Annotated in this window: 20 protein-coding genes; 11 read left to right on the top strand and 9 right to left on the bottom strand. The window is 63.4% G+C overall.

What is annotated here, in order from left to right:
• Positions 1-147 precede the first annotated feature (147 nt).
• Together HMPREF9465_RS10085 and narL are read left to right on the top strand one after the other, a co-directional pair.
• The gene (locus tag HMPREF9465_RS10085) at positions 148-1,914 is read left to right on the top strand and encodes an ATP-binding protein (RefSeq protein ID WP_005436639.1); all 1,767 of its coding nucleotides are present in this window, start codon (positions 148-150) and stop codon (positions 1,912-1,914) included.
• Positions 1,915-1,975: 61 nt separating this feature from the next.
• Entirely contained in the window at positions 1,976-2,629 is a 654-nt protein-coding gene (gene narL, locus HMPREF9465_RS10080; protein WP_005436637.1) for a two-component system response regulator NarL, read from the top strand.
• A 98-nt stretch (positions 2,630-2,727) separates the two neighbouring features.
• On the opposite strand, the gene HMPREF9465_RS10075 is transcribed toward narL, so the two are convergent.
• The 6 genes from HMPREF9465_RS10075 to HMPREF9465_RS10050 all read right to left on the bottom strand — a co-directional run bounded on the left by HMPREF9465_RS10075 (position 2,728) and on the right by HMPREF9465_RS10050 (position 8,970).
• Positions 2,728-3,039, bottom strand: a complete 312-nt coding sequence (locus HMPREF9465_RS10075; RefSeq protein ID WP_005436635.1) for a nitrate reductase cytochrome c-type subunit — start codon at positions 3,037-3,039, stop codon at positions 2,728-2,730.
• Positions 3,032-3,907, bottom strand: coding sequence for a quinol dehydrogenase ferredoxin subunit NapH (napH, locus tag HMPREF9465_RS10070; RefSeq protein WP_005436633.1), 876 nt, complete (start codon positions 3,905-3,907; stop codon positions 3,032-3,034). The genes HMPREF9465_RS10075 and napH overlap by 8 nt, the downstream gene beginning before the upstream one ends.
• A complete protein-coding gene (napG, locus tag HMPREF9465_RS10065; RefSeq protein ID WP_005436631.1) occupies positions 3,904-4,671 on the bottom strand; it encodes a ferredoxin-type protein NapG in 768 nt (255 codons plus the stop codon). The genes napH and napG overlap by 4 nt, the downstream gene beginning before the upstream one ends.
• Before the next feature lie 11 nt (positions 4,672-4,682).
• On the bottom strand, positions 4,683-7,424 hold the full coding sequence (gene napA, locus HMPREF9465_RS10060) for a nitrate reductase catalytic subunit NapA (protein ID WP_005436630.1): 2,742 nt from the start codon (positions 7,422-7,424) through the stop codon (positions 4,683-4,685).
• 51 nt (positions 7,425-7,475) lie between these two features.
• On the bottom strand, positions 7,476-7,718 hold the full coding sequence (locus HMPREF9465_RS10055) for a chaperone NapD (protein ID WP_005436628.1): 243 nt from the start codon (positions 7,716-7,718) through the stop codon (positions 7,476-7,478).
• Between the two features lie 397 nt (positions 7,719-8,115).
• Positions 8,116-8,970 carry an aldo/keto reductase gene (locus HMPREF9465_RS10050; protein ID WP_005436627.1) on the bottom strand — a complete coding sequence of 285 codons (855 nt, stop codon included), beginning with the start codon at positions 8,968-8,970 and terminating at the stop codon, positions 8,116-8,118.
• Between the two features lie 562 nt (positions 8,971-9,532).
• Here HMPREF9465_RS10050 and iscB (HMPREF9465_RS10045) point away from each other — a divergent pair.
• The 3 genes from iscB (HMPREF9465_RS10045) to HMPREF9465_RS10035 all read left to right on the top strand — a co-directional run bounded on the left by iscB (HMPREF9465_RS10045) (position 9,533) and on the right by HMPREF9465_RS10035 (position 12,660).
• A complete protein-coding gene (gene iscB / locus HMPREF9465_RS10045; protein ID WP_231289387.1) occupies positions 9,533-10,774 on the top strand; it encodes an RNA-guided endonuclease IscB in 1,242 nt (413 codons plus the stop codon).
• Positions 10,775-10,824: 50 nt separating this feature from the next.
• Positions 10,825-12,156: a hypothetical protein gene (locus tag HMPREF9465_RS10040; RefSeq protein ID WP_005436623.1), complete on the top strand. Its 1,332-nt coding sequence runs from the start codon at positions 10,825-10,827 to the stop codon at positions 12,154-12,156.
• A 93-nt stretch (positions 12,157-12,249) separates the two neighbouring features.
• Positions 12,250-12,660: a nucleotide pyrophosphohydrolase gene (locus HMPREF9465_RS10035; protein ID WP_005436621.1), complete on the top strand. Its 411-nt coding sequence runs from the start codon at positions 12,250-12,252 to the stop codon at positions 12,658-12,660.
• Between the two features lies 1 nt (position 12,661).
• Here the strand turns inward: HMPREF9465_RS10035 and HMPREF9465_RS10030 are convergent, their stop codons facing one another.
• From HMPREF9465_RS10030 to HMPREF9465_RS10020, 3 genes are all read right to left on the bottom strand, one after another.
• Positions 12,662-13,195, bottom strand: coding sequence for a hypothetical protein (locus HMPREF9465_RS10030; protein ID WP_005436619.1), 534 nt, complete (start codon positions 13,193-13,195; stop codon positions 12,662-12,664).
• Between the two features lie 465 nt (positions 13,196-13,660).
• Positions 13,661-14,557 (bottom strand): helix-turn-helix domain-containing protein, encoded by an 897-nt coding sequence (locus tag HMPREF9465_RS10025; protein ID WP_005436617.1) that lies wholly within the window; start codon positions 14,555-14,557, stop codon positions 13,661-13,663.
• A gap of 194 nt (positions 14,558-14,751) precedes the next feature.
• The gene (locus tag HMPREF9465_RS10020; protein ID WP_231289386.1) at positions 14,752-17,121 is read right to left on the bottom strand and encodes a heavy metal translocating P-type ATPase; all 2,370 of its coding nucleotides are present in this window, start codon (positions 17,119-17,121) and stop codon (positions 14,752-14,754) included.
• Between the two features lie 126 nt (positions 17,122-17,247).
• Here HMPREF9465_RS10020 and HMPREF9465_RS10015 point away from each other — a divergent pair, with 126 nt between their 5' ends.
• From HMPREF9465_RS10015 to yddG, 6 genes are all read left to right on the top strand, one after another.
• Positions 17,248-17,676 carry a MerR family transcriptional regulator gene (locus tag HMPREF9465_RS10015; protein WP_005436613.1) on the top strand — a complete coding sequence of 143 codons (429 nt, stop codon included), beginning with the start codon at positions 17,248-17,250 and terminating at the stop codon, positions 17,674-17,676.
• Positions 17,677-18,067: 391 nt separating this feature from the next.
• Positions 18,068-19,159, top strand: coding sequence for an RNA-guided endonuclease IscB (gene iscB, locus HMPREF9465_RS10010; protein ID WP_231289385.1), 1,092 nt, complete (start codon positions 18,068-18,070; stop codon positions 19,157-19,159).
• A gap of 223 nt (positions 19,160-19,382) precedes the next feature.
• Positions 19,383-19,973 (top strand): hypothetical protein, encoded by a 591-nt coding sequence (locus tag HMPREF9465_RS10005; RefSeq protein WP_147645330.1) that lies wholly within the window; start codon positions 19,383-19,385, stop codon positions 19,971-19,973.
• Entirely contained in the window at positions 19,973-20,458 is a 486-nt protein-coding gene (locus tag HMPREF9465_RS10000; protein ID WP_005436608.1) for a hypothetical protein, read from the top strand. Before HMPREF9465_RS10005 ends, HMPREF9465_RS10000 begins: the two co-directional genes overlap by 1 nt.
• A gap of 128 nt (positions 20,459-20,586) precedes the next feature.
• On the top strand, positions 20,587-21,735 hold the full coding sequence (gene iadA / locus HMPREF9465_RS09995) for a beta-aspartyl-peptidase (RefSeq protein ID WP_005436606.1): 1,149 nt from the start codon (positions 20,587-20,589) through the stop codon (positions 21,733-21,735).
• Between the two features lie 87 nt (positions 21,736-21,822).
• The gene (gene yddG, locus HMPREF9465_RS09990) at positions 21,823-22,755 is read left to right on the top strand and encodes an aromatic amino acid DMT transporter YddG (protein ID WP_005436604.1); all 933 of its coding nucleotides are present in this window, start codon (positions 21,823-21,825) and stop codon (positions 22,753-22,755) included.
• The last annotated feature ends 34 nt before the right edge of the window (positions 22,756-22,789 follow it).

The following is a 22,789-nucleotide window of genomic DNA, read 5'->3' as shown; positions in this document are numbered from 1 at the left end:
CCTGAGAACGCACGGAGCATTCTGCAGGGGGCTCTCCACATTGATGGAGCGGCCCCTTCGCTTTTCCTGCATCATCTTTCGTCCCGCACCGGCGCCTTTGTAAAATCGAAGGATCCGCCCGTACAACCTCCGCTTCAAGGATCCGCCATGCGCATCATCAAATGGCTTCGCGCCTCCATTGTCCGACAGTGCTTCGTCGTTCTGGCCGTGATCGGTCTTCTGGCCGTACTCGCCGCGGCCCCCGCTCTGATTCTCACGGAGCGCTCGACGGGATCTGGGGGCGCCATCAACGTCTCGGGCAGCATGCGCATGCAGAGCTACAAGCTTGCGCTTGCCGTTGCGGATCCTTTCTCCTCCTTCGAGCAGCGAAGGGAGAAGACCATGACGGCGCTCGACGAGTTCGGCGTCAAGCTCATGAGCCCGGGCCTTCTCAACGGCGTGCCCCACGATTCGGGCAATCCCGCCTACATCCAGTACGTAGCCCTCAAGGATAGATTCGAAAAGGGCGTGCGTCCACTTGCGGAGGCGAGCATCGACAGTCTTGAGGCCAGGCGGCGCTTCACGGAGCAGATTCCTTCGTTCGTGGAGGACGTCGACCGGTTCGTCCAGACGCTTGAGAACGGGCTCAACGAGCGTCTTGCACTCCTGCAGAAGATCCTCACCCTCATTCTCTTCGGCGCCATGGGCGTGAGCTTCGTGATGCTTCTCGTCATGCAGAGGAGCATCTTCAGGCCGTTGCTGGCCATCGGCTCGGCTGCCGATGCGGTGAGAAAGGGCGACTTCTCGGTGAGGGCGAAGGTCCCGGCGCCCGATGAGATCGGCAGGCTCGCGACGAGCTTCAACTTCATGGTCGACGAGCTCGGCCGTCTTTACGGCAATCTTGAGCATGAGGTCGAGAAGAAGACCGAGGACCTCAACCGCCGCAACGCAGGTCTTCAGTTCCTGAGCCGCGTGGCGCAGTCGGCGGCCTGGGGCGCGGTCTTCAAGCGCCATTCGCTCGACGACCTGCTCGAGGAGTCCTGCGTACAGTTCGGAGCGAGAGCCGTGAGGCTCGTCGTCAGCACGGACGGTACGGCCGCGGTTCTCGGAGAATCGGACGCTTGGCCTGAGGACGAACCCGAGACGGGCGTCGTGCGCTTCGTACTCTCCAATGCCAATCCGTCGATGGGCACGCTCGAGGCGGTCTTTGATGCAGAGCCCGAGGACTGGCAGACCGGTTTCGGCGAGGCGCTTGCACAGACGATCGGGCGCGGCATCGAGCGCAGCACCCGGCAGTCGGACGACAGGCGTCTGGCGGTGCTTGAGGAGCGCTCGACGATCGCGCGCGAGCTCCACGACTCGATCGCGCAGTCGCTCTCCTATTCGCGCATTCAGATGCACCGCCTCAAGGTCTTCATCGAGCGCGGCGAGCCTCAGGAGAAGGTGATGGAGGCTGTCAACGAGCTTTCCGAGGGCATCACGACGGCCTACAGGCAGCTTCGCGAGGTGCTCACGACCTTCAGGCTACAGATCAGCAGCTCGGGTCTCAACGGCGCCGTCGAGGAGACGGTCGAGGAGTTCCGCGGCCGCACGGGCATTGCGACAACGGTTTCGAACGCACTTCTCGGACTCGAGCTCACGCCCAACGAGCAGATCCACTTCGTGCACATCCTGCGGGAGGCACTCGTCAACGTCGAGAAGCATGCGCGTGCGAGCAGCGTACGCGTGACGCTTTCGCGCGGAGCGGACGACATGTTCGTGCTCAGGGTTCAGGACGACGGCGTCGGCATCCCCGCTGCCCCCGGACGCTACAAGCACTTCGGGCTCTCGATCATGAAGGAGCGCGCCGAGGCGCTGCACGGCACGCTCACGGTGGCGCCGGCCGAGGGTGGCGGCACCTGCGTCACGCTCGTCGTCCCCGAAAGACGGGACTGAAGGCGCCTGCGTGCAGCGGTAGAATTAAAGAATGCAATTTTCTTCAGGGAACGGCCAGCAAATGACCAGCAAGGAACGCCATACGATCGCGATCATCGACGACCATCCGCTCTTTCGCCGCGGCGTGCGCGAGCTCCTCGACCTAGAGCAGGGGCTTGACGTCGTGGGCGAGGCGGGCACGCGCGAGGAGGCGATCAAGCTTGTCAGACGCACCGAACCCGACCTGACGATCCTCGACCTCAATATGAAGGGCTGCTCGGGCGTGGAGATCCTCTCGACACTCAAGGACGAGGATCCGTCGCGCCGCATCGTGGTCCTCACGGTGAGCGACTCGGGCAAGGACCTGACGGCCTGCATCCAGGCGGGCGCGGACGGGTACTTCCTCAAGGACATGGAGCCCGAGGAGTTCCTGAAGTCGATCCGAAGGGCGCTCGAGGGGCAGACCGTCGTGGATGCGTCGATGCTTGCTTTCCTCACGACCACGCTTCGCGCGAAGATGTCCTCCACGCTTGAGGAGCGACCCACGCTCACGGGGCGCGAGGCCGAGGTGCTCGACCTGATCGCCAAGGGCTGCACCAACAAGGTCATCGCCCGCAGGCTCGACATCACGGAGGGCACCGTCAAGGGCCACGTGAAGCATCTGCTCAAGAAGCTCGGCTGCCGCAGCCGCGTCGAGGCCGCCGTCTGGGCCGCACAGCAGAAGACCGCCGAATGAAAGGCGACGGATGACGAATGAACAAAGGCCGCAGGAGCGAATCTCCTGCGGCCTTTGTTCTTTGAGGATGCGTGCCGCCCGATTGGACGACGCAGCGCTTACTTGGCCTTGGCGTTGGTTTCGGCGGGCATGCTCGGCGCGTGGCAGAGCGTGCAGTTCCAGCGGTCGCCCGTGATCTTGCCGTCCTTGAGGTGGGTGAGCGGGATTTCACCCGCCTTGCGGTCCTTGGCCACGGCGTTCTTGTGGCACATGAGGCAGCTGTTGCGTTCGGCCGTGATCGGGAGGTAACTCTCGATCGGATGCGGGATGATGCCCGGCGCGCCGATGATGTCGGTGTCGCCTGCCTGGACGACGGTGGCGCCCGAGAGAAGACAGAGGGTCGCGAAAAGCGGGGCGAGTTTCTTAATCATGATGGTTTTCTCCTTGATGGGTGTCGGAGGAAGTCCTGATCCTGGGGGCGGGGCCGATGCGGAACTTGAGCGCGTTTTCGCCGCAGGCCTCGATGCAGCGGCCGCAGTTGAGGCAGTCGCCGGCGGGAATGCGGCCCGTTTCCTTCAGGCTGGCGAAGCGGATGACGTGGGGTTCGGGACAGGCGCGCAGGCAGTCGCCGCAGCGGTTGCAAGCTGCGTCGTCAAAGCTGACGCGCACGACGGGGGAGCGCGTCAGGCGACCGACGAGCGACCAGAAGGCGCCGAGCGGGCAGAGGTGACCGCACCAGCCGTGCTTCATGAGCGCAAGGTCGAGCGCGAAGACCGCGGAGGCGGCCGAGAGCGCTGCGAGCCCCGTGCCGAAGACGAGATCACGCCAGATCCAGGCCTGCGGGCTCACCGCCTCGAAGGCGGCCGTGCCCGTGGCGGCGCTCAGAATGAGCGCGGCGGCGAGAAGGCCGTAGCGGACCTTGTTCGAGATGCGCACGACGTCGGCCTTGAGCTCTAGGCGAACGCGAAGCCACTCGGCGGCGTCGGCCACCATGTCCATGGGGCAGATCCAGCCGCAGAAGGTGCGCGAGCCCAGAAGGCTGTAGAGCACGAGGACGATGAGGGCGCCGAGTCCGGCCGTGAGCGTCGGCATGTGCCCCGCCGCAAGGCGCTCGAGGAGCGCAAGCGGGTCGGAGAGTGGAATCGTGCCGGCAACTTCGGAGGCCGAGAGCGTGCCGTCAAGGAGAGGCTCGCCCGCGAGCGTCCACCCGAGGCGCGCCGTGCCCGCAAAGAGCCCGAGCACCGCAAGCTGAAGTGCGCGGCGGGCAAGCGTCCAACGCATGTTGTAGAGCCGCTTCATAGCGCATTCTCATTGAGGTAGTCGAGGCCGCCTGCGCCCTGGGCGGAAGCCTCGGGGGCGTCTGCGGGGGCGTCCCCGCGCCGGTTCTTCGGATCATCGTCGGGTAGCCAGCCGAGGCGGTAGTGACCGCCGATCTCGCCGAGCACGGCCTTTCTGTCCGCAATGCGGATGGCGGGCGTGCCCGTGGGACAGCTCTTCGTGCACAGGCCACAGCCCGTGCAGTGCTCGGGGTGCACGACCGGGATGAACATCGCGTGACGGCTGATGCCGCGCGGATGCATTTCGATCGTGAGCGCCTTCTCCTCCTCGGGGCAGGCGCGGTAGCACACCTCGCAGCGAAGTCCCTGGTGCGAGAGGCACGAGGCGGGGTCGACGACGGCGATGCCCATGCGGGCGTCGCTGATGCCGGTGAGCGCAGGCGAGAGCGCACCCGTCGGGCAGGCCTTCACGCAGGGGATGTCCTTGCACATGTAGCAGGGGATCTCCTCGGGAACGAAGAAGGGTGTGCCGCCGGGAGCGGGATCGAACGGCCCCGCCAGCCTGAGCGTTTCGTACGGACAGGACGTCACGCACTGCCCGCAGCGCGAGCAGAGTGCGAGGAAGTCCTTGCCGTCGACGGCGCCAGGAGGCCTTGGCATCCAGCGCGCGTTGGCGTCGCGAAGGCTGAGCGAGCCCCAGGCGAAGGCCGTCACGAAGCCTGCAGCCGAAAGTTCGCAGGCCTTCGTGAGGAATTCGCGGCGGGTGGTCTTGGCGCTTCCCGTCATGAGGACTCCGGTCAGATGTCGCGGACAACCTTGACCGCGGTCTTCTTGAAGTCGGGTTCAAGGGAGATCGGGTCCATGGCGTCGATGACGACGGAGTTGCAGAGCACCTTGTCGTCGAAGAAGGCGAGCCAGGTCATGCCTCGCGGCATGATGTTGCGCACCTTGGTTTCGACGACGGCCTTGCACTCGCCGTGGCGGCTCGTGACGGTGGCGGTGTCGCCGCGCCTGATGCCGCGGCGCTCGGCGTCGGCCGGGTTCATGTAGAGCACGGCGCGCGGAGCTGCACGGTCGAGCTCGGGCACGCGGCGGGTCATCGAGCCCGTGTGCCAGTGCTCGAGGATGCGGCCCGTGCAGAGCCAGAGGTCGTAGTTGGCGTCGGGCATCTCGACCGGGTCCATGTAGGGACGGAAGAAGATCTTGGCGGTGCCGGGATGTGCGACGGCGTTCTTGTCCGTGAGCGCATGGCGCGTGCCCTTGCCGACGGGCTTCATGAGCTTGCCGTAGAAGAGGTTGTCGGGCTTGGCGTACGGGTCGTACTCGACGTTGAAGCGGTAGAGCGTCTCGCGGCCGTTGACGACGGGCCAGAGCAGGCCGCGCACGTCCTCGCGCATGTACGTGTCGAAGTCGGCGAGGTCGTGGCCGTTGCCTAGCGTGAACTGACGGTATTCGCCGAAGAGCGCCTTTTCCGGGAAGTACGGGAGGCCGAGGGCCTCGCCCGTGGCGTTGAGCTCCTTCTTGTAGAGCGGGTCGGGCCAGGCGGCCTGACGGGCTGCGGACGGCGCGAAGAGCACGTCGAAGAGCGTGGCGTCGCCCTTGAGACCCATGGCCGCGGCGGCTTCTCGCACGTCGGGGAGCGCATCGCCCGGGACGCCCTTGAGGGGCTGCGCACGGTAGAGCTCGTCGACCGTGAAGCGGCGGGCGAACTCCATCATCATCCAGATGTCGGTCTTCGCTTCGCCGGGCGCCTTGACGAGCTGGTGCCAGCCCTGGGTGCGGCGTTCGGCGTTGCCGTAGAGGCCCCACTTCTCGAAGTGCATGGCGGCGGGCAGGATCAGGTCGGCCGCGCGGGCGGAGTAGGTCGGATAGACGTCGGAGACGACCACGAAGTTCTTCGGATCGCGGGCGGCGCGCACCCAGTGGGTGTTGTTGGGCGTCGACTGGAGGATGTTGACGACCTGGGTCCACATGAAGTTGACGGAGCCGTCCTCAAGGCCGCGCATGATCTCCATGACGGAGTAGCCGACCTTGGGGTTGAGCGTGCCGGCGGGCAGATTCCAGATGCTTTCGGTCTTCTTCCTGTGCTCGCCGTTGGCGACGAGCATGTCGGAGGGAAGACGGTGGCAGAACGTGCCGACCTCGCGGGCAGAGCCGCAGGCGGAAGGCTGGCCCGTGAGCGAGAAGGCGCCGTTGCCTGGCTTGGCGTGCTTGCCCATGAGAAGATGGATCGAGTAGACGAGCTCGTTGGCCCAGACGCCGCGCTGGTGCTGGTTGAAGCCCATGCACCAGAAGCTCAGCAGGTCGCGCTTGCGGTCGCAGACGAGGTCGGCGAGGCGCACGAGGCGGGCCTTGAAGCTTTCGAGCGTTTCGTCGTCATCGCCCTTGACGAGCGGGGCGACGAAGTCGAGGGTGTATGGCTCGACGGCCTTGCGGAACTCCTCGAACTCGATCTGCCAGTGGGCGCCGGCGGAGCCGCCCGAGTTCTTTTGCTCGACCTCGGTGCCGGCCTTGAGGCCCATGGCGGTCGCCTCGGCGGGGCTCAGGCGGATGCGCTTCTGCTTTTCAAGAATGTCGCGTTCGGCGGGGTAGGCGTACTTGTCGGTGTTGCGCAGGCCGTAGCCGATGTCGGTGACGCCGGCGGTGAAGATGGTGTGCTTCGAGACGAAGTCCTCGTCGACGGCGCCGCGGCTGATGATCTCGCGGATCAGGTAGTTCGCGATAGCAAGGTCGCCGTTGGGCTTGAAGATGATGGTCTCGTCGGCGAGGTCGGACGACATGTTGCGGTAGGTCGTCAGGTTGATGACCTTCGTGTTCGGGTCCGTGAGCTTGCGGTTGGCCACGCGCGACCAGAGCACGGGGTGGGCCTCGGCCATGTTGTTGCCCCAGAGGATCATCGTGTTGGCGAACTCGATGTCGCTGTAGTTGTTGGCGGGCTCGTCGACGCCGAAGGTCTGGTAGAAGCCCACGACAGCGGACGCCATGCAGAGTCGGGCGTTCGGGTCGATGTTGTTGGAGCGGAAGCCGCCCTTCCAGAGCTTCGTGGCGGTGTAGGCCTCGGGAATGGTGTACTGGCCGGAGCCCACGAGCGCGACGCCCGAGGGCCCCTTTTCGGCGTAGACACGCTTGAACTGGCGCGCCATTTCGTCGAAGGCCTCGTCCCAGGAGACGGGTTCGAACTTGCCGTTCTTGTCGAACTTGCCGTTGGTGCGGCGCATGAGCGGTTGCGTCAGACGGTCCCTGCCGTACATGATCTTGGCGTTGAAGTAGCCCTTGACGCAGTTGAGGCCGCGGTTGACGGGCGCGTCGGGGTCGCCCTTCGTGGCGATGATGCGGCCGTCGCGGACGCCGACCTGGAGGCCGCAGCCCGTGCCGCAGAAGCGGCACACGCCCTTGTGCCAGGAGATGCCCTCTTCGGACTTGCGGGCGCTGGCGGCCTGAACGGACGTGACGGGAATGCCGATCGACATGGCGGCGCCTGCGGCGAGGCCGGACTTGATGAGGGCGCGGCGCTTCTCGTTGACTTGATGGACTGACATGGAGGTCTCCTTTGCTTGAATGCTGTCGGGGTCTGTCGTGAAGGGAAGGGACTACTCGGCTGTCGCCTCGTCCTCGAAGTAGTGGGCGTGCAGGCTGACGTCGATGACGCCTTCGGTGCGGCGGATCCTTTCGAAGACGTCAGCCTCGAGTCCCGTGGTCTCGGCCTCGATGACGGCGACGACTCTGCGGGACGCCTCGTCGACGTGGTGGACCTCGAGTCCTTCGAGGGCAGAAAGTGCTTTGAGCGCACGGCTTTCGGCGCCGAGCGTGATGACAACGGAGGAGTAGTTCATTCGGTGGCCTTTTTCACGTTCCGATGAGCTGATTGTAGGGAGCTGCGCACGCACCGCCTAGACGCTTGAAGAGAGGTGCGGGAGGCTCTTTGGAGATAGGGGTTGGCCCCGTGGCAGCATCTTTCCCTGAAGGCGGTGAGGCGGCTCGAAGCCCTGATTTGACTGTGGGAGAGGTAATGACGCTATTCTGTAATAGAATTGCGGTGCTACCTCCAAAGAGGTATCGACTTGGTCCGATGGAGATGGGCGGCGTTTCCCTCGGGCGAGAATGTTCTTCTCCGAAGTCAGACTGGCTCGAAATTTTCAAGAGGTACAAAAACCGACCTGAGAGCATGTCGGTTTTCGGTTACCAAAAAGCCCGCCTTCGTGAAGGGCGGGCTTTCGTGGCTGGGCGTCGTCAGAAGGTGACGGTGTCGGGGTGCAGTCCCGAGAAGGCGACCTGCTGCATCGTGTCGAGGCGCGTCATGTCCTCGTCCTCGAGTGTGAGGCCGAAGGCGTCGAGATTGGACTTCATGTGTTCCGCATCGAGTGCTTTCACGACAGGTATGAAGCCGTGCTGCAGGCTCCAGCGCAGGGCGATGAGGGCGGGGGAGACGCCGTACTTCTCACCAAGTTCGATGAGGAGCGGGTGGTGTGTGAGACCGCCGCGGCCGAGCGGGCTCCAGGCCTGAACGGCAATGTTCTGCTTGAAGCAGAAGTTGACGGCCGCGAATTGCGGATAGCCGGGGTGGATCTCGAGCTGGTTGACCATCGGGCGGATGCGCGCGCGGGCGAGCAGCGGCACGAGGTGGTGCGGCAGGAAGTTCGAGACGCCGATCACCTTGACCGCGCCCTGTTCGTAGAGGTCTTCGAGGGCGCGCCAGGTGCCCGCGTTCTGGCTCTGCCAGATCATGGGCTCGCCCTGAGTGGCGGGCCAGTGGATGAGGAGCTGGTCGAGGTACGTGGTCTTGAGCTGCTCGATGATGTCGGTGAAGGCCCGCATCACACCGTCGTAGCTTCGGTGCGACGTCCAGATCTTGCTCGAGATGAAGATCTCAGCGCGCGGCAGATCGCTCAGCAACACGCCGCGGCCGATGGCGGAGGCGTTGCCGTAGATCTGTGCGGTGTCGAAGAAGCGGTAGCCGAGCTTGAGGGCCGCCGAGACGGCGTTTTCAAGCGTGCTGTCGGTGGGCACCTGCCAAGTGCCAAAGCCGATGCCCGGCATCTGGACGCCGTTGGAAAGCACGAGCTTGTCGGCAAGGGACGAGAACACGGGAAAACTCCTCTGCTGTAGGGCGGCCGCGGATCCGGACGGCCTGATGGTTGAATGGAACCAGATCATTGTAGATTAGCTTTTGAGAAAAAGTCTTGACGAATGTCGAAGGCGTTCAACGCAAACGACTGGGGAAAACAGGAAAAACAGTCTTCGGCATGTACCACAAGCGCCCTGAAAGACGCATAATTGAAAGTCGACGCTATCATTCGGACGAAGCGCTCCACAACCGGCCGCCCTCGCGCCGGACGGCGCGGACTCCGCAACTGCAACTACACAGACAAGAAGAGGTCAATAACCCCCGCCAAAAGGCGGAGGCTTGAAAGAGCCTTTATTGACTAGTCTCAGCAAACCTCCTCTGGGAGGGGAGCTACGTTGGTTTGGAATGTACAGGCACCGTGGGATGTTCATCCTAGTCCCACGCTCTGCGGTCTGTGTTTAAAAGTTCTGAGAGGTAGGAACGGTGATGCAGACAAGAAACCCTTTCCAACATTGACGAAGGATGACAATCGGCCTTCGGGCCGAGCAAGCGGAGCCTGCGGGTATCCGCAAAGGAGATACTTTGAAAGTATTTGTTTTGAACATGCGCGGCAAGCCGCTGATGCCGTGTTCGCCAGCAAAGGCGCGACACATGCTGAAGGCGGGCAAGGCCGTCGTCGTGCGTCGAACGCCGTTCACGATCAAGCTGACCATCGCCACAGGCGAGACGAAGCAGGACGTGACGCTTGGCGTCGATGCAGGCGCAAGGCACGTTGGCATTTCCGCCACGACGAAAAAGGAGGAGGTCTTCGCGTCCGAAGTCGCGCTTCGACAGGACATCACGGGACTTCTGGCCGATCGTCTGGCATTCCGACGTGCAAGGCGCAATCGAAAGACGCGCTACCGCGCTCCGCGCTTCAACAATCGCGTTCGATCAAAGCACAAGGGATGGCTTGCGCCGTCCGTTGAAAACCGCATTCAGGCGCACATGTCGCGCATCGATGCGGTCTGCAGACTGCTTCCCGTCACCAAGATCGTGATTGAGACGGCATCGTTCGACGTTCAGAAGATCAAGAATCCGACTATTGAAGGCACGGACTATCAGCAGGGCGACCAGCTTGGATTCTGGAACGTGCGCGAGTACGTTCTTTTCAGAGACGGTCATGTTTGCCAGCACTGTCATGGTCGTTCGAGGGACAAGATCCTCAACGTGCATCATCTTGAGAGTCGGAAAACGGGCGGTGATGCGCCAAACAACCTGATCACGCTGTGCGAGACATGCCACAAGGCTTATCACGCGGGAAAGATCAAGTTGAAGGTCAAGCGCGGTCAATCGTTCAGGGCGGAAGCCTTCATGGGCATCATGCGCTGGACGTTGCTTGACCGCGTACGCAAGACGCACCCTGAACTGCCTGTCGAGAACACCTACGGCTATCTGACGAAGCACAAGCGCATTGCTCTTGGCTTGCCCAAGACGCATTGCGCCGACGCCTTCTGCATTACCGGAAATCTGAATGCGCTGCGAAGAGGAGACTTTCTCTTCCAACGCCAGACGCGCAAGCACAACCGTCAGATCCATAAGTGCTCGATTCTCAAAGGCGGAGTGCGAAAACTCAATCAGGCGCCATTCCTCGTCAAGGGGTTCCGCCTATTCGACAAGGTAAGAATCGGCGGACAGATTGGTTTTGTTTTCGGGCGACGCGTTAGAGGCATATTCAACATTCGTCGCCTTGACAAAACTGTGATCGGGACAGACATCAATTGCAAAAAGCTAAGTCTTCTCGAAACACGCAAAACTTTTTTGACTGAACTACGAAAGGAGTAAGCCGCGATTCCTCACCCGACTGAAGTCGGATGTTCCCTCGCGGCAATTCTATGGACAGCGAAATTCTCACCTGGCTTTTGATCGCGGCTTGCGCCGCAGGCTTCGGCGGCGGTGCCGCCTGGCAGGCCATGCGCCGCCGCGCGCCCGCGCGCACCCGCAGGAACGTCGACAAGGTGGCCGCCCGCCCCGTCAAGGCCTCGCCCGCGCCCAAGGAGCGCAAGCCCCAGCACGGCGTTCGCCGTCCCTCGATGCTCGCGCTTACGACGCTTGAGAACAGTGTGATCGCGGCCGACCTCTTCATTCAGCGAGCCCTTGAGGTGGACGAGCCCTACTACAGGGAACTTCCCGCCGAAGCCGAGCAGCTCAAGGCCCTCAAGGGGCTCTTCGCCCGCTGCCGCACGCTCGACGTCGTGCCGGGCGACGGCCTCTCGAAGGACGTTTTCTCCCTCAACTTCTCGACGATGATCGTTGAGCAGCTCCGCTCGGGCTTCATGCCGCACCCGAACGCCACCTCCAACGACCTGCAGATCATCGCGCTCGCCAACGGCTGCGAGCCGCTTGGCAATCCTATGGCGGTGGAGGACTTCGGCGTGGGCGGCTTCCCGCACGTCACGCAGCTCTGGATGATGGTCGATCCGACCGACAAGAAGCACGAGCTCGACGACTTGCTCGAGTACGAGCTCAACGGTATCCGCAATCTTCTGCCGCGCGTGAAGCTTCTTGTGACCGCGCTCGACGCGATGAAGTGGGGCGACTACTGGGACAAGCTCTTTGATCTGGTGCGCGACGTCCGCCGTCTCGGTGCGGGCGAGGGCCAGGCCCTCATGCGCACGGAGCGCACAGACGCCCTTGCGAAGGACATGTACGCCATCAACCGCCGCATCGATGAGAGCCTCGCCACTCTTGAGAAAAACATGACAACGCCTGAGGAGGCCGACGTGGCGCTCACGAGCAGCATTCCGCACATGCTCGAGCGCGAACTCTCTGTGCTCTTCCTTCGCACGCTCGCCGTCATCCGCGTGATCTCGGGCGACAACTACATCCACGGCATGCATTGCTCCGCACACATCCGTCGCAATGTCGAGCATTTCCCCGACGTCCACTCGCTCCTCGACAAGGCGCGCCACATCGTCTACGACGCGCTCGAGGTCCAGAGCCGAGGCATGAATGCCCCTGCCATGGACATCGCGGGTCAGGTCAAGCGTGACGCCGACGAGCTCGGTCGCGCCCACGACGAGTCCGTCGAGCGTCTCAAGGCCGACGTCGAGCGCTTGCAGGCCGCGATCGACCGCTACCTGATTCTTCAGGGCCGTCCGCGCCGCTACGCCGTGAGGCTCAACGAAAGGAATGAGGTCTCGGCCCTTCTCGTGCTCGAGCACTGACCCTCGCTTGAGACGCAAAAGCCCGAAGTCGCTCAACCTTCGGGCTTTCATTTTTTCCGCTGTTCTTCCGCTTTTTCTTCTGGGAGCATCGCCATGCAGGCCGAAACCTCCGAAACATCCGAAACCGAGCCTCTCAAGGGCATCTCCGAGGCGACCGCAGCCGAAATCCTCGCCTTCAGGGACGACCGCCAGTGGCTTCCCTACCACAATCCCAAGGACCTCGCGATGTCGGTCGCGATTGAGGCGGGCGAGCTGCTCGAGGTCTTCCAGTGGTCGGGCACCGACCTTGAACGCGGGGAGAGGCGCGGAGAGCTTGCCGACGAGCTCGCTGACGTGCTGATCTATGCGGCGATGCTCGCCGACAGGGCCGGACTCTCAATGGACGAAATCGTGAGGGCGAAGCTCGTCAAGAGCGCCGCCCGCTATCCCGTCGACAAGGTGAAGGGACTTGGGGGCGCGTCCTACGAGCGCTGCAGGGCCGAAGCCAGAAAGGCGGGCTGCTGAGCTACTTGCGGGCCTTCGCGATGCGGCCGATGAGCGCTCCTACGATCATCAGAAAAATGAAGGGGCCGGCGAGATCCTCGCGGCCCTCCGCCATGGCGGCGAAGGTCATGAAGAAGCCGATCATGATGCAGGTGGAGGCGATGAAACCAAGGGGCGCGCCCCGTCTGCGCGCCTGAGGAGCGCGCCCGGCGGCGGGAGACTGGGGCTGAGGGGCGGGCGCCCGGGTGCTTCCGCGGGTTGCGCCGCCCATGCGGCGGAAGCTCTCCGCCACGGATTCCTTCGTCCTTCGCAGCATGTCCGCCTGCGCGGCGTCATGCGTTGCCTCGTCCCCGCGCTCGGCGCGGGCCCTGCGCTGCATTGCGGCCGCGATCCTGCCCAGGTCGGCCCCGCCCTCGGAGGCGTCGGGCACCTGCAGGGGATTTGCGATTGCAGCCTGATTGGCGCGGCGAAGCGCCTCGAGCGACTCTTCCTGGAGCGCCTCGACGTAGGCGACGAAGTCGCCGTTTCTGGGTTCAAGCCTTGTGGGATCGGTCATGGCGGGCGATTGAAAATGGTGGGTGTCCATACAAGGATAGCGCGTCGGAAAGCTACTTGCCGAGAGCGTTTTCGATTGGAAACGCTATATACAGGCGCCCGTGCGGCCGCTATAATGCCAGACCGACAAAAAATGTAAATGAGGACAAGCCAGTCCTCACCCTCTATGATGAAAAGGAACGGGGCCCGGTACGCAACCAGACCGCGTACGTTTTTTTGCTAAAACGGTTACGTTCGTTCAGAGCGTCAAAAAATTGCGGCAAGGTTTTTCGCACCCCATATTGCTCTCGCGCGCCGATTCGGCCATGTACAAGGACAAGCTCCAGATCAAGGCCTGAGCCCGCCAAAACGGCTGGACCAGCGACCGCTGAGCACCCCGCCGCTTCACGAAGCCATGAAGAGCGCCCGTCTTGGCCCGATGCCGACGGGCGCTTGTCGTTTGAGGGGGCCGCAGTCCCCGTGATCCTCAGGCCTCGGCGGCTGCTTCCTGCTGGACGTGGCGCTTCGGCGAATCGCCGAAGAGGCGCTTGAACTCACGGTTGAAATGCGCAGGACTTTCGTAGCCGACCTCGAAGGCGGCTCTGGAGGCGTCGAGCTTCTCGTCGATCATCAGGCGCCTGGCGTGGGTGAGCCTCAGGTGCTTGATGTACTGACGCGGCGAGACGTTGATGAGGCTCTTGAAGTGCCTGTAGTAGGTTGCCTCGCTCATGCCCGCATCGGCTGCAAGCATGGACACGTCGAAGGATTCTCGGTAGTGCTTCTGCATCCAGCCGACCGACCTGCGGATGCGGTTTTCGACCGACGACGGGTTGTAGAGGCGCTTGAGCATGGGACCCGCCGGCGTGACGAGGACGCGCAGGATGATCTCCTCGGCGATGAGTCTTGAGATGGCCTTGCCCGCAGGATGTTCGTCTGCGGCAAGCCGGCGCCTGAAGGCGCAGACGAGGTCGAGCCCCGCCTGCAGCGTGGCGGCGGGCGGCACCGAATCGTCGGGTCTGACGGGATGGGCTTCGAGCGCCCGCTGAAGCATCTCCTCTTCGATCACGAGCGAGATGCACGTCAGGTCCGGATCGTCCGAGCGCCTGACGGTGAAGGCGTCGGGCAGGTCGACGGCCAGCACGAAGAGCGTGCCCTTCCTGAAGGCGACCTTGTGACCCGCGAAGTCCGCCTCCTTGGCGCCCGAGGCCATGATCGTGATGCTCGGCCTGGCGATCGTCCTGCAGGTGCTGCAGTCGGCCTTTCTGCGGTCGAGGATGAGAAGACCTGTTTCAAGCGTCTGCCCGCCTGCGGCATCAAGGCGGGCGCGTATGTCGTCGGCCAGAAGATTGAGTTCGGCAATCGTGCTTTCGTCGGGTTCCGTCATGATTTTCTCCCTGTCGTGAGAGGATGATAGTTCCACAGCGGGCGTTTCAAGAAGCTCAGCTCATCGAAATGAGAGAAGACGGCAATCTTCGGAGAGGAGTCGGCAATGCCTTCGGGCGGCGCCGCTGAGAGATGACGGCAGCGCCTCCGGGAATGCCGGAGGCGCTTGAAGCCGGATGCGTGCGGGGGCCCGCGTCAGGCGGCCCTGCGGGCCTCCTCGGCCATGCGGTCGAGCCTCGGCTTCATGCGCAGCATGCGCATGGCGTTGGCGACCACGATCAGGCAGGTGCCCGTGTCGGCGAAGACGGCCATCCACATGGTGGCGTTGCCCGTGAGCGCGAGGAGCGCGAAGATGATCTTGACGCCGATGGCGAAGGCGATGTTCTCGACGAGCACGCCGTGGGTGATGCGGGAGAGGCGCACGAGCGTTGCGATCGACGAGATCCTGTCGTCCATCACGGCAATGTGGGCGGCCTCGATGGCGCTGTCCGTGCCGCGCACGCCCATGGCGATGCCGATGTCGGCTCGGGCAAGCGCGGGGGCGTCGTTGATGCCGTCGCCCGCCATGGCGGTGAGGCCGCTCTTCTGAAGCTCCTCGATGGCCTTGAGCTTGTCCTCGGGCAGCAGGTCCGCCCTGACGTCCTTGAGACCGACCTTTTCGGCGAGCGCGCGGGCGGCCGCCTCGTTGTCGCCCGTGAGGAGCCACGGGCGGATGCCCACGGAGGCGAGCTGGCGCAGGCCCTCGACCGTGTCCTCCTTCACGACGTCGGCGAGTCCGAAGACCGCCTGCACGCCGAAGGCGTCGGCGACGGCGACGGCGGACATGCCCTCGTTTGTATAGTGCGCGAACGTGCGGCGGACCTCCTCGTCGGCAAGGCCCTGTTCCTCTAGCCAGCGCAGGTTGACGAGCCTCACCATGCCGCGCTCGATGCGGCCCTCGACGCCTGCGCCCGGGATGGCCGTGAAGCCCTCGACCTGATAGACGGGCAGGTGCCTTTCATGCGCCCAGCGTGCGATGGCCTGGGAGAGCGGATGCTTGTTCATGGCGGCGAGGCTGGCGGCCATCGCGCCCGTGAGCCTTTCGTCGAAGGTGGCGAGGTACTTCACGCCTGCGACGGCGGGCTCGCCCTTCGTGAGCGTGCCGGTCTTGTCGAGGCCGATATTGACGAGCTTGCGCGCCTCCTCAAGATAGAGGCCGCCCTTGATGAGCAGGCCGCAGCGCGTGGCCGTGGCGAGCGCAGAGACGACGGTCACGGGCGTGGAGATCACGAGCGCGCAGGGGCAGGAGATGACGAGCAGGCAGAGCGCGCGGTAGATCCACGTGCTCCACTCGCCCGTCACGAGGCCCGGCACGATCGCGACGGCGGCTGCGATGAAGAAGACGATCGGCGTGTAGACGGCTGCAAAGCGGTCGACGAAGCGCTGAACGGGAGACTTCGAGGCCTGGGCGTTCTCGACGGCGTCGATGATGCGGGCCGTGAGGCTCTCGCTCGCGGCCGCAGTCACCATCACCTCGATCGTGGAGGTGAGGTTCACCGTGCCCGACCAGACGTTGTCGCCCTCGGACTTCTCGGCGGGCATGCCTTCGCCCGTCACCATGGACTGGTCGAGCGCGGTTGCTCCCCTGACGATCCTGCCGTCAAGCGGCACGCGGTCGCCCGGTCCAACGCGAACGACGGCTCCCGCGCCCACCTCGGCCGAGGGGACCCTGCGCCAGCTTCGGCCGTCCTTGACTTCGGCCGTTTCGGGGGCGGCGCTCATCAGGTCTCGGATAGAGCGGCGGGCCTTCGTCATCGAGAGCTGCTCGATCGACTCGGAAATCTGGAAGAGCACCATCACCATGGCGGCTTCGGGCCAGGCGCCGATGAGCACGCCGCCTACGACGGCCACCGCCATCAGGGCGTTCATGTTGAGGTTGCGGTGAACGAGCGCCAGAACGCCGTTTTTGAACACCTCGAGCCCCGCCATCAGGATCGCGACGACGGCAAGTGCGAGCGTGATGAGGTCGATCGTGCCGTGCTCGAGGGGGATGAGTCCGGGCGAGTATTCACTCACAAGCTCGACCGCTTCGGACATGAAGGCGACGAAGAGGGCGCTGATGTAGAGCGCCCAGGGAATCGGCGCGCTTTCGATCGTCCCGGGGCCCGAGGCTGCGGCCTTTGCCGTGTAGCCGCAGGATTCGACGGCGCGCACTGCGGCGGCCTCGAGATCGTCGTCGCCAGAGAGCGTGACGGTGCGGGTCATCACGTTGAAGTCCGCGCCCGTGATCCCTGCGGCCGCAAAGGCCTTCTGAATCTCGCCCGCCTCGACGGGGCAGTCCATTTCGGGGACGGAGAGCACGATGCGTCTTGCGCTCGTGACGACAAGTTCGCCGGGCATGCCGATGGAGAGGAGCGCCTCAAGCAGGGCTTCGCCCAAGAGCCTGTCGCCCGTGACCCGAGCCGTGCGGGTGGAGTAGTCGAGCGTGACGTCCGCTACGCCCGGGGCGGCCCTGAGGACCCGCTCGACGGGACCGCCCTCGGCGGGACAGCACATGGCGGAGATGGAGATGATCAGAGTGGACATGATTTTTCTGCGGACGAGGTCCGTCGTGAATTCCTGATGGATGGCATTACACACCCTGAAGTCGCTACAAGGTCAAGTACTTTTTTGCGATAATGCGAATCAGCATCATTTTTTCAGGGATGAGTCATGAAGATCGGCGAACTGGCCAGACGCACGTTGCACACGGCGGAGACGATCCGCTACTACGAGCGGATGGGGCTTCTGCCCGCGCCCAGGCGTTTTGCGAACAACTACCGCGACTACGGCGAGGTCCATGTCGGCAGGCTCGAGTTCATCAGGCACTGCCGCACGCTCGACATCAGTCTCGACGAGATCCGCTTGCTGCTCGAGAGCATTGAGGACGGGAGTCCCGAGGGGGCCGACCGCGCGCACGTGATGATCCACAGGCACCTCGAGGCGGTTGAAGCGCGCATGGCGGAGCTCAGGCGGCTGCGCGAGCAGCTCTGCTCGCTCGCGGGCGCCTGCTGCGGGCGCCACGCCGAGGGCGAGCCCTGCGGCCTGCTTGAGCGCCTTTCGCATCCTGGCGGCGCAGACGACGGCCCGGACGTGCCCTGAGAAAAAAAGGAAAAATCTTTGAACGCCCTGTGTGGAAGGCCGTTCGGACGAATGTCCTTGTGTAGAATGCCTCTGCTGTGCTCCGCTTGAGGAGCCTCTTTTCTGGAGTCGAAAACCTGGTCAATAACCCCCGCCAAAAGGCGGAGGCTTGAAAGAGCCTTTATTGACTAGTCTCAGCAAACCTCCTCTGTGAGGGGAGCTACGTTGGTTTGGAATGTACAGGCACCGTGGGATGTTCATCCTAGTCCCACGCTCTGCGGTCTGTGTCTAAAAGTTCTGAGAGGTAGGAACAGTGCTGCTGGCAAGAAACCCTTTCCAACATTGACGAAGGATGTCAACCGGCCTTCAGGCCGAGCAAGCGGAGCCTGCGGGTATCCGCAAAGGAGATACTTTGAAAGTATTTGTTTTGAACATGCGCGGCAAGTCGCTGATGCCGTGTTCGCCAGCAAAGGCGCGACACATGCTGAAGGCGGGCAAGGCCGTCGTCGTGAGTCGAACGCCGTTCACGATCAAGCTGACCATCGCCACAGGCGAGACGAAGCAGGACGTGACGCTTGGCGTCGATGCAGGCGCAAGGCACGTTGGAATTGCCACTACGACGGAAAAGGAGGAGGTCTTCGCGTCCGAAGTCAAGCTTCGACAGGACATCACGGGACTTCTGGCCGATCGTCTGGCATTCCGACGTGCAAGGCGCAATCGCAAGACGCGCTACCGCTCCCCGCGCTTCAACAATCGCGTTCGATCAAAGCACAAGGGATGGCTTGCGCCGTCCGTGGAGAACCGTATCCAAGCGCACATGTCGCGCATCGATGCGGTCTGCAGACTGCTTCCCGTCACCAAGATCGTGATTACGACGGCATCGTTCGACGTTCAGAAGATCAAGAATCCGACTATTGAAGGCACGGACTATCAGCAGGGCGACCAGCTTGGATTCTGGAACGTGCGCGAGTACGTTCTTTTCAGAGACGGTCATGTTTGCCAGCACTGTCATGGTCGTTCGAGGGACAGGATCCTCAACGTGCATCATCTTGAGAGTCGGAAAACGGGCGGTGATGCGCCAAACAACCTGATCACGCTGTGCGAGACATGCCACAAGGCTTATCACGCAGGAAAGATCAAGTTGAAGATCAAGTTGAAGGTCAAGTGCGGTCAATCGTTCAGGGCGGAAGCCTTCATGGGCATCATGCGCTGGACGCTGCTTGACCGCGTGCGCAAGACGCACCCTGAACTGCCTGTCGAGAACACCTACGGCTATCTGACGAAGCACAAGCGCATTGCTCTTGGCTTGCCCAAGACGCATTGCGCCGACGCCTTCTGCATTGCGGGAAATCTGAAAGCGTTGGAAGAGGAGATTTCCTCTTCCAACAACAGACGCGAAAGCACAACCGACAGATACACAGGTGTTCGATTCTCAAAGGCGGAGTGCGAAAACTCAATCAGGCGCCATTCCTCGTCAAGGGGTTCCGCCTATTCGACAAGGTAAGAATCGGCGGACAGATTGGTTTTGTTTTCGGGCGACGCGTTAGAGGCATATTCAACATTCGTCGCCTTGACAAAACTGTGACCGGGACAGACATCAATTGCAAAAAACTGAGTCTTCTCGAAACACGCAAAACTTTTTTGACTGAACTACGAAAGGAGTAAGCCGCGATTCCTCACCCGACTGAAGTCGGATGTTCCCTCGCGGCAATTCTATGGAAACCACCGTGGTCCACTTTTCCGGCATGCAGGTCATGCTGATGATCGCGCTCTGTGCGATCGCCGTTCTCGTGCCCGTCTGGGCCATCCGCCGCATCGCTCGCGCCGTCCCGCCCGTCTATCAGGTGCCGGGCATTCCGAGCGGGGTCGGCGGCCTGCTGCTCTTCACGATCGTGCTTCTCATCGTCGAGGCCGTCAACGCGCTCTATCACTTCGGCCGCGCCGCGGGCGAGGCCGCGCGCGTCATCTCGATGAGCACCGACTATCTCTGGCCCGTCGCGCAGACGCTCATTCCGGACTTTGCCGCCTCGTTCTTCCTGCTGATCGCGATCGGTGCGCTCGTCTTCGGCCGCTCGTCCGTCGCCCTGGGCACCGCCGTCGTCTGCGCCTGGCTCGGCGGCCCGCTCGTCGCCGTCCTGCGCACGATCTACCTCGGCCTTCCGATCGAGCTTGCGGGCGAGCCTACGGGGCTCCTCTTCCTCACGGTGGTCGTGACCCTCTATCTTCTCTTCTCCAATCGTCCCGCACTCACCTACGGCACCGCCTCGGGCCGCAGGCTTGCGCTCTCGCGCGGCGGCTCCGCCGTTGGGGAGCGCTGATGAAGCCCGTGATCGGGAGCCTGATGCTCCTTCTGGTCTTCCTGATGGTAATCCATTCCTTCTGGAAGTGGAGCCGTCAGTTTCCGCCTGCGCACGAGCGCGAGCCCTCGGGCGTCGAGGGCGGCCTCATCGTGCTCGTGGGCCTCATGGCCGCCGCCGTCCTCTTCAATGCGACGGGGTTCGGCCTCATGGTCTCGGCCGTCATGGGCGCGGTGCCCGAGGGCTTCTGGATCAGGACGGGGCTGCCGGGAATCCTGAGCTTCGCGGGCCTCGTCTGGGCGATGCTCCGCCTTCTTTCGGGCCGCACGCCCTCCGTTCGTCTTGAAGCCTCGCTCGGGTGCCTGGCCTCAGGCCCCGTCGCCGAGGCCTGGATGCTGCAGGCGGGCACGGGCGACGTCTCCCGCCTCGCCGTCTCGGTCGTCCTCACGGCGGGCGCCGTCCTGTATCTTTATCTGTCTCCTCGTTCGAAGCATACCTACGGGTAAACCCCTGAGGGTTTTCAGGCGTACTGGCACGGGGCTTCCTGCAGGCGTCGGGCTGGTAGAATTGCCTCATTGCGCGCGCGGCCTCATCCCTTTCACTTCCGGCCGCGGGCAGGACCAAAGGAGAAAGAATGACCCGTCCCATCCTCATCAAGAACGCCGAAGTCTTCGCCCCCGAAAAGCTCGGCCGTCGCGACATCTTCATCGCAGGCGGCAGGATCGTCGCCATGGAGGAGAGCCTTGAGGGCCTTTCCGTCCCCGGCCTCGAGACGATCGACGCCTGCGGCGCCATCGTGACCCCGGGTCTCATCGACCAGCACATCCACGTCACGGGCGGCGGCGGTGAAGGCGGTTGGAAGAGCCGCTGCCCCGAGCTCGTCTTCTCCGAGCTCGTCAAGGCCGGCGTGACGACCTTCCTCGGCGTCTCGGGCACGGACAGCATGTCCCGCTCGATCGAGAACCTCCTCGCCAAGGTGCGTGGCCTCAAGCAGGAAGGCGCCTCGGGTTGGATGTGGACGAGCAATTACTCCTACCCCGTCACGACGATCACGGATTCCGTCAAGACCGAACTCTTCGCCATTCCCGAAGTGCTCGGCGTCAAGATCGCCCTGGGCGATCACCGCTGCTCCTTCCCGTCGATGGAGGAGGTCCGCTCGATCGTCGCCGACGTCCGCGTCGCGGGCATGCTCACGGGCAAGACCGGCTTCGTGCACGTTCATCTCGGCGACTACACGTCGTCCTTCGACATCTTTGACGGCATCGTCGCCTCCGGCCTGCCGATCAAGCACATCCGTCCGACGCACGTCGCCCGTCATCCCGCCGTCTTCGAGCGCGCGATGGGTTTCGCGAAGCAGGGCGGCTGGATCGACATCACCACGGGCGGCGGCAACTACATGGGCTGCGCGGCCGACGCCTATGACATGGCCGTCGAAAACGGCGTGCCCGTCAACCGCATCACGATGAGCTCCGACGGCCACGGCTCCATGCCGCGCTTCAACGAGGCGGGCGAAATGGTCGGTCTCGGCGTCGGCTCCATCATGTGCAACATCGAGACCGTTCAGGAACTTGCGCGCCGCCACGACCTGACGACCGCCCTGCTGCCGATGACCCGCACCGTCGCCGAAGCGCTCACGCTCGAAGGCAAGGGCGTCATCGAGGTCGGCGCCGACGCCGACCTGCTCATCTTCAACGCCGAACACAAGATCACCGACGTCTTCATGGGCGGCGTCCAGTGCATGCGCGCCGGCGAAGTGATCGTCAAGGGCGCCTTTGAGGAATGAACATCGGGCATAATGTCCTGAGCAACAACCGCAACTGACCTCACTCAGGTCCGCCGCGAACATTCAAGCGGCGGACCTTTTTCGCAAATGGACGCATCAGCACGCGCAACTGCAGTCGGTCTTCTCGCACCCGTCCTCTGGGGCATGAGCGTCGGGATCTGCCGCGGCATCGCCGAGGACTTCGGGCGAGGCCCGGGCTTCACGGTGATGTACGCCGCGGCCTGTCTTCTGCTTCTTTTCATCTTCGGACGCCCGCATTTGCGGGCCTTCTCCCTCAAGTACCTCCTTCTGGGCGTGGGCGCCGCAAACGTCTGCGCCATCTGCTTCATCTTCTCGTTGTCGATGGCCGAGGACGCCACGCAGACCATGCAAGTCGGCATGGTCAACTATCTGTGGCCCTGCCTGACGATCGTCTTCGCGGTGCTCTTCAACGGCGAGCGGGCGAGGTGGTGGATCGTGCCGGGCGTGCTGCTGAGCCTGCTGGGCGTCATGGTGGTGCTCGGCGGCGAAGACGGATTCAATCCGATGCACGTCGCGACCAACTGGATGAAGAATCCGTGGAGCTACACGATCGCCCTCGTGGGCGCCGTGCTCTGGGCGGGCTACGGCTCGATGACCAGGGCCTGGTCGGGCGGACACAATCCCGTGGTCATCATCTTCTTCAACGACATGCTGATCTTCGGGCTCATCTGGATGCTTACGCCCACGCCGCCCGTCGAGTGGATGCATCCCGGCTGGCTCGGTGTCTTCCTCGGCGCGGCCGCGACGGGGCTCGGCTACGGCGTATGGACCTACGGCATGCAGTACGGCAACATGACGCTTCTGGGGATCGGTTCCTACTTCACGCCCGTCCTCTCCTGCGTCTTCGCCTCCATCTACATCGGGTCGGACCTGAGCGCCACGTTCTGGCAGGGCGTTGCGCTCGTTGTGCTCGGTTCGCTCGTGTGCTGGACGTCGGTGCGAAAGACGAAGCCCGTCGAAAGCAAGGGCGAGTCTCTCAATTTGCATCACAAGCACTGAGTCGCAGAGAGGAAGTTCTACCAGAGGCCTTTCT

Origin of the sequence: Sutterella wadsworthensis 2_1_59BFAA (assembly GCF_000297775.1) — a bacterium.
Taxonomy (GTDB): Bacteria; Pseudomonadota; Gammaproteobacteria; order Burkholderiales; family Burkholderiaceae_F; genus Sutterella; species Sutterella wadsworthensis_A.
Note: the sequence above shows the minus strand (reverse complement) of the source record. Positions and strands in the feature narration are given on the sequence as shown.